Here is an 11,642-nt window from a genome sequence, read left to right as displayed (position 1 = left end):
AGGGCGCCGGAAAGGCCCGCAGATTATCGACTCACAGGCTGTTACACAATTGGGGAAAAGGGTTTTTGCGAGGTAATCGTCAATGAGCGGGAGCAATGATTTCAAGGTGATATCACCGATTCCGCCGGCAGTCGCAATACCTCACGCTTATTCGGCCATTTGCCCGCTTGCGCATGGGTTGTCATGCCATACCGCTAACGCGTAGCATTGAGAACAATTCCCATTCCCTTCTTTTGCCTGCCCAGCACCTGCCGACGGAGCGCGCCCCATGCCCCTGCCCCCTTCTCAGCTCGATGTCGGCTGGCTTTATCAGGAGCACCATGGCTGGATTCGCGCCTGGCTGAATAAAAAGCTCGGCAACAGCAGCGATGCCGCCGAGTTGGCCCACGACGTATTCCTGCGCTTGCTGATCAAACCCAGGGAGTTCTCCAGCGACAGCCACGCCCGGGCCTACCTGAGCGCCATGTCGCGGCACGTGTGCGTGGATTACTGGCGGCGGCAGAAAGTCGAACGCGCCTGGATGGAGGTGCTGGCCAGCCGCCCGGAAGCCTGCGCGCCCTCAGAAGAGCACCGGGCCATGGTGCTTGAAGCCCTGCATCAGGTGCAGGCCATGCTCGAACGCTTGCCGGCCAAGGTCGCCGAGGCCTTCCTGCTGGCGCAATTGCACGGCCTGGGCTATCGGGCCATTGCAGCCCGACTGGGGGTCAGCGAACGCACGGTCACCAGTTACATGTCCCAGGCCATGTTCCAGTGCCTGTTGCTGGAAGTGGAACTCAACGGGGCGCTGGACTGAGGGATGGACAACCGACCTGACCACGCCACCCTGCAACAGGCCGCCGACTGGTTTGCGCGCCTGGCCAGCCAGCCCGATGACCCGGCGCTGCAGGAAGCCTGGCGCCATTGGCACGAGCAACAGGAAAGCCATCGCCAGGCCTGGGTGTTTGTCGAGCGGGTCAGCCAGCGCTTCAACCCGCTGCAACAGGACGCCGACAGGGCCGGGCGCACCCTGGATAGCCTGCGCCGCGGCCAGCAGTCACGGCGGCAGATGCTGCGCAACCTGTCGATCTTCGGCGGTGCCAGCCTGCTCGGCTGGATCGGCTGGCGCCAGGCCGACCTGGGCACCCAGCTCATGGCCTGGCAAGCCGACTACCGCACCGCCGGCGGCGAAGTGCGCGAACAACTGCTGGCCGACGGCACGCGCCTGTGGCTCAACAGCGCCACGGCAGTGGATGTGGACTTCAGCCGCAACCAGCGCCGCCTGCGCCTGTACCGCGGCGAAATCCTCATCAGCACCGCCAGCGACCCGCGCCCACTGCGGGTGGAAACGGCCCAGGGCAGCCTGCGACCACTGGGCACGCGCTTCAGCGTGCGCCAGGAAGCGCAACGCACCCGCCTCAACGTCTACCAGGGCGCCGTCCAGGTGCAGTGCCAGGCCAGCGGCGCCGAGCGGATCGTCGACAGCGGCCTGGGCCTGACCTTCGACAGCCGTGACATCGCGCCCGACAGCCCCGTGCAGCAGGAGCGCCAGGCCTGGAGCCAGGGCCTGCTACTGGCCAACGACATCAGCCTCGGGCAGTTCATCGAGGAACTCGCGGTCTACCGCAGCGGCCACCTGGGTGTCGACCCGCGCATTGCCGGCCTGCGGGTGATGGGGGCCTACCCCTTGCATGACACCGAGCAGGTCCTGGCCATGCTCGAAGGCACGCTGCCGATCCGCATCCAGCGCACGCTGCCGTGGTGGGTGACGCTGGAGCCGCGTTGAAACTTTTTTTGAATTATTCGCATTTGCAGCTTCCGGTTTTGCCGTCTCATTCGATTTAGCTGGTGACAACGGCTTTGCGCCCCTATCAGCAAGGAACACAACATGTCACCACGCACCCCTTATTCCCTGCGCTTCAGCGCGCGGCCACTGACGCTGGCCATCTCCCTGGCCCTGGGCGCAACCGCCACGCTGTCCTTCGCCGCCCCCGAGCAGAGCGCCGAGCGCACGCAGGGCCAGGCGTTCGATATCCCCGCCGGTCCACTGACACCGCAATTGAACCTGCTGGCATCCCAGGCCGGGATCTACCTGGCCGGCGATGCCAGCCTGAGTGCCGGCAAGACCGGGCCGGCGCTCAAGGGGCGTTACCAGGTGAACCAGGCACTGCAACTGTTGCTCGCCAGCAGCGGCCTGGAAGCGGTGCCCACGGGACAAAACCGTTACCAACTGCAAGTCCGCCCGCAAGTAGAAGGTGCGCTGGAGCTGGGTGCCACCACCATCGGCGGCTTCAGTGGGCTGGGGGTCAATACCGAAGCGACCCGCTCCTACACCACGGGCGCCGTGACCCTGGGGAAAAGCGAACGCAGCCTCAAGGAAATCCCCCAGACCATCACGGTGCTCACCGCCCAACGGCTGAAGGACCAGAACATCAACACTCTGGACGACGTTTACAACGCCAGCCCAGGCATCATCACCTACGGCGCGACCCTGGGTGATAACACGCCCTACTCCCGCGGCTTCCCGATCGACAATTTCCAGATCAACGGGATTCCGGTTCCCACCAGTAACAGCATGAGCGCGCTGTACTGGACCGATCTGGTGGCCTACGAACGGGTAGAAATCCTCAAAGGGTCGGCCGGGCTGTTCCAGGGGGCGGGATCACCCGGCGGCGCGATCAACATGGTGCGCAAGCGTGCAGGTGCTGATTTCAAGCTCAACACAACGACCCAGGCCGGCACCTGGGATAACTATCGCCAGGAAGTGGATGTCCAGGGCGCCCTGAATGAGGCCCGGACCGTTCGTGGGCGCCTGGCCACCTCCTATGGCAACCGGCACTTCTTCTACGATCGGGGTCAAAGCGAACGGGCTACCACCTACGGCGTGCTGGAGTTCGATCTGTCGCCCCGGACGACACTCAGCACCGGCTTCACCTACAACAATGTGGACAACAGCGCGACCATGGACTGGGGCATGCCCAGCTACAAGGACGGTTCCAAGATCGACTTCAAGCGCTCGGCCAACCTCAGCTCTCCCGGGGACTACAACAACGTCGAGTCGACGCAGTACTTCATCGAAGCCAAGCATCAGCTCAACGATGACTGGAAGCTCAGCGTCACCACCAACTACACACGCATGGATCTGGACTCGCTATATGGCCAGACCGGCGGCCTGATCGACCCAATCACCCGCAGTGGCGGCTACAACTGGGGCGAGGCTCGCCAGGAAAACAACTATCAGTACAACAGCGACCTGTTCATCAATGGCCAGTTCGACCTGTTCCAAAGACGTCACGAGGTCATTCTCGGGGGCAACATCAACCATGCCCGTCGCGATGCCAGCCGTTTCGAGACCGAGTACTACCCACAGTTCGACAATATCCCGGACATCCTCGACTTCAAGGCGCCGACCTATACCCGTCAAAAACTCTATCGCAGCATTCATTCGACCCTCGACCAGCAAGGGCTCTACGGCTCGTTACGGATGAACCTGAGCGACCCGCTGGATCTGATCGTCGGCGCCCGGGCCGGTTGGTGGAAATATGACCAGAACCAGACCAATGAACTCAACGGCCGGGTGGCGCGTACCGGGCAGGAAACCAATGCCAAAGTCGTGCCCTTTGCCGGGCTGGTCTACAAGCTGACTCCGCAATGGTCCGCCTATGGCAGCTACGCCGAGATTTTCACGCCGCAGACCGACACCCTGACCGCCGCCGGAACGCCCCTGGCGCCGCGAACCGGCGAAACCTATGAGCTGGGACTCAAGGGCGAGCATTACGATGGCGCGCTCAACAGCACCCTGGCCATCTACCGCACCAATTACAGCGGCCGCGCCCAGGAAGACCAATCCCGCCCGCAACCGTGCAGCGACATCGTGGCCATCTGTTATGTCGCCTCCGGCAAGGTCCAGGCCGAAGGCTTCGAAGCCGAACTGACCGGTAAGCTGCTCACCGGCCTCGAACTGTCGGCAGGCTATACCTACAACCGCAGCCGCTACATCAGCAATCCTGACGACCCGAGCCTTGAAGGTCGCTCCTTCCTGCCGAGCATGCCGGAGCACATGTTCAAGCTTTTCGCCAATTACCAACTGCCGGGGGAATTCTCCAAATGGCAGGTCGGCGGCGGCACCAGTATCCAGAGCGGGGTCTATAACCTCGGTTCCGGCGTCAAGAATGAAAGCCCCGGCTACGCCCTGTTCAGCGCCCGCCTCGGCTACGATCTGAACCGCAACATGAACCTGGCCCTCAACATAGAGAACCTGTTGGACAAGGTGTACTACGTGCAGACCGGGCCGGTGACCGGCTCGAGCTACTACGGAACGCCGCGCAACATGATGGTGACGCTGCGCACCAGCTATTGAGCAGGCTAAAACCCTGACCGTCGCTGCAAAGGCCAACCTTTGCAGCTCGGGTGAAACAAGGACCAGCAAGCGTTCGTCGAGGGTTCCTCTGATTTGCCCGAAACCCCTCTGTCTGCTAGTGTCGCGCCGGTTTAACGTCAACCGAGATAGCCGCCATGGCCCGCAAAAAAGCTGCCCTAGATTTCGAACAATCCCTCGCTGACCTGCAAACGCTGGTCGAGCGGCTGGAGAACGGCGAGCTGTCGCTGGAAGACTCGTTGACCGCCTTTGAACAAGGCATCGGCCTGACCCGTGACTGCCAGGCCGCCCTGGCCCAGGCCGAACAAAAAGTCCAGATCCTGCTGGAGCGCGATGGCGAACTGGCGGAACAACCTTTCGATACGGAACAACCCGAATGATTGCCGCCTATCAGGCCAGCAGTCAGGCCCGGGTCAATGAAGCCCTGCAAACCCTGTTCGTCGCACCGAGCCCGGAGTTGTCGCGGCTCTACGACGCCATGCGCTACAGCGTGATGAATGGCGGCAAACGCGTGCGCCCGCTGCTGGCCTACGCGGCCTGTGAAGCCCTGGGCGGCCAGCCTGGGCAAGCCAACGGCGCGGCCTGCGCGGTGGAACTGATTCACGCCTATTCCCTGGTGCACGACGATTTGCCGGCGATGGACGACGACGACCTGCGTCGCGGCCAGCCCACCACGCACAAGGCCTTCGACGAAGCCTGCGCGATTCTTGCTGGCGACGGCTTGCAGAGCCTGGCCTTCAGCGCCCTGCTCGACCCGCGCCTGAGCGATTCGAGCGCCGAGATCCGCTTGCAGATGGTCAGCGCCCTGGCCCTGGCGGCAGGCCCGGCGGGCATGGTCGGCGGTCAGGCGATCGACCTCGGTTCGGTCGGCCTCAAGCTGGACCAGAAAGCCCTGGAATACATGCACCGGCACAAGACCGGCGCGCTGATCGAGGCCAGCGTCAAGCTCGGCGCCCTGGCCAGTGGCAAGGCTGAGAAAGACGAACTCAAGTCCCTGCAGAACTACGCCCAGGCCATCGGCCTGGCGTTCCAGGTGCAGGACGACATCCTCGACGTCGAAAGCGATACCGCCACCCTGGGCAAACGCCAGGGCGCCGATATTGCCCGCGACAAGCCGACTTACCCGTCGCTGCTGGGCCTGGAGGCGGCCAAGGAGTACGCCCTGGAACTGCGCGACCAGGCGCTGCACGCGCTGCGACCCTTTGACGCGGCAGCCGAGCCCCTGCGGGAGTTGGCCCGGTATATCGTCGAACGGCGCAGCTGATCGACCTCAGACAGTTCCGAGTGCATATCAGCCAAGTTCCGCGCTCTGCGTGGGCAGCATGCGATGCATCAGGTAAACTGCCGCCTCTTCTATACCTATAACGATTCGCCTGATGCCCACGACGTTTCATGAGATTCCCCGCAAACGCCCGACCACGCCTTTGCTCGACCGTGCCGACACGCCGGCGGGCCTTCGTCGGTTAGGCGAAGCCGAGCTGGAAACCCTGGCCGATGAGTTGCGCCTGGAATTGCTCTACACGGTCGGCCAGACCGGTGGGCACTTCGGCGCCGGCCTGGGCGTGATCGAACTGACCATCGCGCTGCATTACGTGTTCGACACCCCGGACGACCGGCTGGTGTGGGACGTGGGTCACCAGGCTTATCCGCACAAGATCCTGACCGGTCGTCGCGAGCGCATGGCCAGCCTGCGCCAGAAAGACGGCCTGGCCGCCTTCCCGCGGCGCTCCGAGAGCGAGTACGACACCTTTGGCGTCGGTCACTCCAGCACCTCGATCAGCGCCGCGCTGGGCATGGCCATCGCCGCCCGCCTGCAGAACAGCGAGCGCAAGGCCATCGCGGTGATCGGCGACGGTGCCCTGACCGCCGGCATGGCTTTCGAGGCGCTGAACCACGCGCCGGAAGTCGACGCCAACATGCTGGTGATCCTCAACGACAACGACATGTCGATCTCGCGCAATGTCGGCGGCCTGTCCAATTATCTGGCCAAGATCCTCTCCAGCCGCACCTACGCCAGCATGCGCGAGGGCAGCAAGAAGGTCCTGTCGCGCCTGCCCGGGGCCTGGGAAATCGCCCGTCGTACTGAAGAATATGCCAAGGGCATGCTGGTTCCCGGGACCCTGTTCGAAGAACTGGGCTGGAACTACATCGGCCCCATCGACGGCCATGACCTGCCGACCCTGATTGCCACCCTGCGCAACATGCGCGACCTCAAGGGCCCACAGTTCCTGCACGTGGTGACCAAGAAGGGCAAGGGCTTCGCCCCGGCGGAAGTCGACCCGATCGGCTACCACGCCATCACCAAGCTCGAACCCCTGGATGCCCCGGCCGCTACGCCGAAGAAATCCAGCGGCCCGAAATACTCCGGCGTATTTGGCGAATGGCTGTGCGACATGGCGGCCGCCGACCCGCGCCTGGTGGGCATTACCCCGGCGATGAAGGAAGGCTCCGACCTGGTGGCTTTCAGCGAGCGTTTCCCGCTGCGCTACTTCGACGTGGCGATTGCCGAGCAACACGCGGTGACCCTGGCAGCGGGCATGGCCTGCGAAGGCGCCAAGCCGGTGGTGGCGATTTATTCGACCTTCCTCCAGCGCGGCTATGACCAGTTGATCCACGACGTGGCGGTGCAGAACCTCGATGTACTGTTCGCCATCGACCGTGCCGGCCTGGTAGGCGAAGACGGCCCGACCCACGCCGGCAGCTTCGACCTGTCGTTCCTGCGCTGCATCCCCGGCATGCTGGTGATGACCCCGAGTGACGAAAACGAGCTGCGCAAGATGCTCAGCACCGGACACCTGTACAACGGCCCGGCAGCCGTGCGCTACCCACGGGGCAACGGCCCGAACACTCCGATCGACAAAGACCTGGAACCGATCGAGATCGGCAAGGGCGTGATTCGCCGCCAGGGCAGCAAGGCGGCCTTGCTGGTGTTCGGCGTGCAATTGGCCGAAGCCTTGCAAGTCGCCGAAACCCTGGACGCCACCGTGGTCGACATGCGTTTCGTCAAACCCCTGGATGAAGCCCTGGTCCGTGAGATCGCCGGCAGCCACGAGCTGCTGGTGACCATCGAGGAGAACGCCATCATGGGCGGCGCCGGTGGTGCGGTCAGCGAATTCCTGGCCCGGGAAAACATTCTCAAATCGATGCTGCACCTGGGCCTGCCCGACGCCTATGTCGAACACGCCAAACCGGCGCAGATGCTGGCCGAATGTGGCCTGGACCAAGCGGGCATCGAAGCCTCGGTGCGCCAGCGCCTGCAGTTGATGGGGCTGTGACTCAGCACTGATGAGTGCTCCGCTCTCGTGGCGGGGAGCTTGCTCCCTCGCCACAAGAGCAGATTGCTCCACCCTCTGTTCAAGGAGCCATCGGCGCAACGCCATGAAATTCTCGCCCCTCGCCCTGCCCCTGCTGCTACTGCCCGGCGCCGACATGCTGGCCGCCACCCCCGATCGTGACCAGGCCCTGAAACTGCCGGACATGCTGATCAGCGCCAACCGTCAGGTCCAGGCGCGCAACGACAGCAGCGCCGCCAATACAGTGTTTACCCGCGACGACATCGAACGCCTGCAACCCACCAGCCTGACCGACTTGCTGCAACGGGTGCCTGGGGTCCAGGTGGCGCCCGGCGGCGGTCGGGCCAGCCTGCCCAATATCCTGATTCGCGGCACCAATTCCGCGCAGAGCCTGGTGCTGGTCGACGGCCAGCGCATCAGCAGCTCCAGCTCCGGCGACAGCAACCTGCAATTTCTCAACGTCGAGCAGATCGAACGGGTGGAAGTGCTGCGCGGCTCACGCTCGGTGATCTATGGCAGCGACGCGATTGGCGGGGTGATCCAGATTTTTACCCGGCGCGGCACCGAGGCGGGGCTGCAACCGCGCCTGCGCCTGGGGTTTGGCAGCAATCAAAGCTGGGAGCGCAGCCTGGGCCTGTCCGGCGGCGACCAGCAGACGCGCTTCAGCCTCGGTGCCAGCCTGGATGAGACCGCCGGCATCGACTCGACCGGCCCCTCGTTCCCGGCCGACGCCGACCACGATGCCTACCGCAACAAATCCCTGAGCCTGACCCTCAGCCACGCCTTGAGCGATGAGACTGAAGTGGGCCTGAACCTCCTGGATAGCCGCGGCAAAAGCGAGTACGACAACCCCTTCGGCCCGCAACAGCAGCCCTACACCGACTTCAACCTGAGCAGCATCGGCAGCTACCTCGACAGCGACGTCACTGAAAACTGGCACTCGCGAGTCGAGTTTGGGCATGTCGAAAACCGTGATTTCAAAGGCGACAAGTTGAGTGACGAACGCAGCACGTTCAACACCTACCGCAACTCGCTCAACTGGCAGAACGACCTGAGCCTGGACCAGCAGAACAGCCTGATCCTAGGCGCGGACTGGTACGAGGATCATCTCAACACCAGCACCGCCTTCGCCGAGGACAGCCGCTGGAACCGCGCGGCCTTTATCCAGCACCGCTTCCAGGGCGAGGGCTTCTCGACGGAGCTGGGCCTGCGCCGGGACCAGAATCAGCAGTACGGCAGCCAGAACACCTGGAGCGCCACTTTTACCCTGCCGCTGAACCCGGACAACGAGCTGCTGCTGTCCTACAGCGAAGGCTTTCGCGCGCCGAACTTCAGCGACCTCTACTACCCGGGCTACGACAACCCCGAGCTCAAGCCCGAACATTCGAAAACTTATGAGCTGCAATGGCGCAGCCAACTGAGCGACAGCAGCAGCCTGGAAGCCTCGCTGTACCGCACCGATATCCGGGACGCGATCACCCCTGACAGCCAATATCGCCCGCAGAATATCGGCGCCGCGCGGATCAACGGTTTCGAGGCCGCCTTCAAGCAGGAGCTGTTCGGCTGGCAGGGCAACCTCGGGCTGGCGGTGATCGATCCTCGGGACCGTGACAGCGGCCACACCCTGAACCGCCGCGCCCGGCGCTCCTTGAGCCTGGACCTGGATCGACAATTCGACCGCCTGGGGCTCGGCGCCAGCTGGCAAGCCGTCAGCGGCAGCTACAACGACATGGCGAACAAGGATCCGATCCCAGGCTACGGCCTGCTCGGCCTGCGCAGCAGTTGGGCCCTGAGCCGCGAGATCAAGCTCGACCTGAAACTCGACAACCTGCTGGACAAGACCTACAGCCGCTCGCTCTACAGCTATTCAGGCAGCCAATACGGCTACCGCGAAGAAGGCCGGACCTGGATGTTTGGCGTGACCTGGACGCCCGAACTCTAGAACGGCTCAAGCGGCCTCCTGCACGGCAGACGTAGCGAGGGAGCTTGCTCCCGCTGGAGTGCGCGCACTCCCAAGCCGGACACATCACAGTGCCAAGTTTGGGGCCGCTTCGCGCCGGAACGCCAGCCCGGCCCAGCGGCAGCAAACTCCCTCGCCACAACAAAAAGCCCTCAACGTTCCGGAGCGATCAGCTCGCATAGCCTGCCGGTCGCCGCCAGCATCTGCCCACTTGGCCGCTCCAGGCCCTTGTCCAGCACCAACAACAGACGGCCCTGGGCCACGGCGGCGATCTGCGGCCAGGCCTTCCAGCTGTCTAGCTGGCTCTGCGTGGTGGCCAGGATCGCCTGCGGATTGCGCTGCAACACCGATTCGATGCTGACTTGCGGTGCCGGCAGCGGCAGGTCGGCAAACACGTTGCGCGCCCCGCACACGCTCAAGGCGTCGCTGATGATCTGCTGGCCGCCCACGGTGTACAGCGGCTGGTCCCAGACCTGATAGAACACCGGCAGCGGCTGCTCCCGGTGATAACGCCGGCGCAACCCGGCCAGTTGCGCACTCAACTGCGCCGCCCGCTCGCGCCCGGCCTGGGGGCGGCCGAGGCGCTCGCCGATCTCGGCGATCTGCGCAATCAACTGTTGGAAATCATGGGGTTCGGCGACATAGATGGGAATGCCCAGGCGCGCCAGCTGGTCGCGCTGCGCCGGGCCGACACTGCCGGGCCAGAGCAGCAGCAAGTCCGGCTTGAGGCTGAGCAGGCGCTCCATGTCGAGCTGGCCATAACGGCCCACCGACGGCAGGTGCTGCAACGCCGGTGGACGCTCGCCGGCATCCAGCACCCCCACCAGCAAATCGGCGGCGCCCAGCTCAACGACAATTTCCGAGAGCGATGGCGCCAGGCTGGCGACCCGCTCCACCGCCAGCGTCGAGCCGCTGGCCAGCAGCCACAGGACAGCCAGCCAGCAGCGCATCAGCCGAGCTGGCGAGGAATACGGTAGAGGTAGAACAGCACCGCCGTGGACAGGGCCAGCAGCATCAGCGGCACGGCCTCCAGGCCGACAAAGACCGCCAGGGCACCGATCCAGGCCGGCAACGCCGCCACCAGGAAGGCCACGCGGCGGCGGGCTGCCAGGGTGAGCCAGGCAGCCGGTTCTTCAGGGGTATCGAGGGCTTTCTGGGTGGCGATCAAGGCGTGCTTGTAGCCATTGAAGAAGCGCAGGCTGACAAACATCGAGGCCACGCCGGCGATAAAGAACGGCATCGCCAGCACCGGCAAAATCGCCTCGCTCTGGCCAAACACCGCGTTGATCACAAACAACGGCAACAGGGCCAGGGCCAGGTATTGCCACCAACTGACCGCCAGGCGCCGCCGAACTTGGCCCCGGGTCACGCCGGATCTGCCTCGCTCTGGTGCTCGTTGCCCATCATGTGGTCGAGCTTGCTGGCCTTGGTCGCCAGGTACAGTTTGTTGTGCGGGTTGTGCCCGGTGTGCAGCGGCACGCGCTCGGCCACCTGGATGCCCATCTCGGTCAAGGCTTTGACCTTGCGTGGGTTGTTGGTCATCAGGCGCAGGGACTTGACCCCCAGGTGCTCGAGCATCGGCAGGCAAATGGCGTAGTCACGCTGATCAGCGGCAAAACCCAGGCGCTCGTTGGCTTCAACGGTGTCGGCGCCGCCGTCTTGCAGCTCGTAGGCGCGGATCTTGTTCAGCAAGCCAATGCCACGGCCTTCCTGACGCAGGTACAACAGGACGCCACGGCCTTCGCGAGCGATCGCCTGCAACGCGGCTTCCAATTGCGAGCCGCAGTCACAGCGCTGGCTGAACAGGGCATCACCGGTCAGGCATTCGGAGTGCAGGCGTCCGAGGACCGGGGCGCCATCGGCAATGTCGCCCAGGCTGAGCACGACGTGCTCGCGACCGGTGGCTTCATCGAGAAAACCGTGCATGGTGAATTGCGCAAACGGGGTTGGCAGCTTGGAAGCGGCGACAAAAACGACGGGCACCGTTGTGCTCCTGATCTGGATGGGGACTGGAGATTCGCAGAGGCGGCATTGT

The 11,642-nt window shown here is 64.1% G+C and carries 10 protein-coding genes; 7 read left to right on the top strand and 3 right to left on the bottom strand.

Annotated elements, in window-relative coordinates; all coding sequences use genetic code 11:
• Positions 1-268: 268 nt before the first annotated feature.
• The 7 genes from ACOZJV_RS27875 (at position 269) to ACOZJV_RS27845 (ending at position 9,589) form a co-directional block, all read left to right on the top strand.
• A complete protein-coding gene (locus ACOZJV_RS27875) occupies positions 269-793 on the top strand; it encodes a sigma-70 family RNA polymerase sigma factor (RefSeq protein ID WP_421548955.1) in 525 nt (174 codons plus the stop codon).
• Between the two features lie 3 nt (positions 794-796).
• A complete protein-coding gene (locus ACOZJV_RS27870) occupies positions 797-1,762 on the top strand; it encodes a FecR domain-containing protein (RefSeq protein ID WP_421548954.1) in 966 nt (321 codons plus the stop codon).
• 102 nt (positions 1,763-1,864) lie between these two features.
• Complete coding sequence (locus ACOZJV_RS27865; RefSeq protein WP_421548953.1) at positions 1,865-4,336, top strand: TonB-dependent siderophore receptor; 2,472 nt, start codon at positions 1,865-1,867, stop codon at positions 4,334-4,336.
• Between the two features lie 155 nt (positions 4,337-4,491).
• The gene (locus ACOZJV_RS27860; protein WP_421548952.1) at positions 4,492-4,734 is read left to right on the top strand and encodes an exodeoxyribonuclease VII small subunit; all 243 of its coding nucleotides are present in this window, start codon (positions 4,492-4,494) and stop codon (positions 4,732-4,734) included.
• The gene (gene ispA, locus ACOZJV_RS27855) at positions 4,731-5,618 is read left to right on the top strand and encodes a (2E,6E)-farnesyl diphosphate synthase (protein ID WP_421548951.1); all 888 of its coding nucleotides are present in this window, start codon (positions 4,731-4,733) and stop codon (positions 5,616-5,618) included. Before ACOZJV_RS27860 ends, ispA begins: the two co-directional genes overlap by 4 nt.
• A gap of 112 nt (positions 5,619-5,730) precedes the next feature.
• Positions 5,731-7,629: a 1-deoxy-D-xylulose-5-phosphate synthase gene (gene dxs / locus ACOZJV_RS27850; RefSeq protein WP_421548950.1), complete on the top strand. Its 1,899-nt coding sequence runs from the start codon at positions 5,731-5,733 to the stop codon at positions 7,627-7,629.
• A 103-nt stretch (positions 7,630-7,732) separates the two neighbouring features.
• Positions 7,733-9,589, top strand: coding sequence for a TonB-dependent receptor plug domain-containing protein (locus tag ACOZJV_RS27845; protein WP_421548949.1), 1,857 nt, complete (start codon positions 7,733-7,735; stop codon positions 9,587-9,589).
• 170 nt (positions 9,590-9,759) lie between these two features.
• Here the strand turns inward: ACOZJV_RS27845 and ACOZJV_RS27840 are convergent, their stop codons facing one another.
• Genes ACOZJV_RS27840 through ribA form a run of 3 tightly spaced genes read right to left on the bottom strand, consistent with a single transcriptional unit; the run spans position 9,760 to position 11,590 of the window.
• Positions 9,760-10,557 carry a cobalamin-binding protein gene (locus tag ACOZJV_RS27840; protein ID WP_421548948.1) on the bottom strand — a complete coding sequence of 266 codons (798 nt, stop codon included), beginning with the start codon at positions 10,555-10,557 and terminating at the stop codon, positions 9,760-9,762.
• The gene (locus tag ACOZJV_RS27835) at positions 10,557-10,976 is read right to left on the bottom strand and encodes an MFS transporter (protein WP_201128211.1); all 420 of its coding nucleotides are present in this window, start codon (positions 10,974-10,976) and stop codon (positions 10,557-10,559) included. The genes ACOZJV_RS27840 and ACOZJV_RS27835 overlap by 1 nt, the downstream gene beginning before the upstream one ends.
• Positions 10,973-11,590 carry a GTP cyclohydrolase II gene (ribA, locus tag ACOZJV_RS27830; protein ID WP_020295220.1) on the bottom strand — a complete coding sequence of 206 codons (618 nt, stop codon included), beginning with the start codon at positions 11,588-11,590 and terminating at the stop codon, positions 10,973-10,975. The genes ACOZJV_RS27835 and ribA overlap by 4 nt, the downstream gene beginning before the upstream one ends.
• Positions 11,591-11,642: the final 52 nt, after the last annotated feature.

The sequence above is a fragment of the Pseudomonas sp. QD4 genome (assembly GCF_049199125.1).
GTDB lineage: Bacteria > Pseudomonadota > Gammaproteobacteria > Pseudomonadales > Pseudomonadaceae > Aquipseudomonas.
Note: the sequence above shows the minus strand (reverse complement) of the source record. Positions and strands in the feature narration are given on the sequence as shown.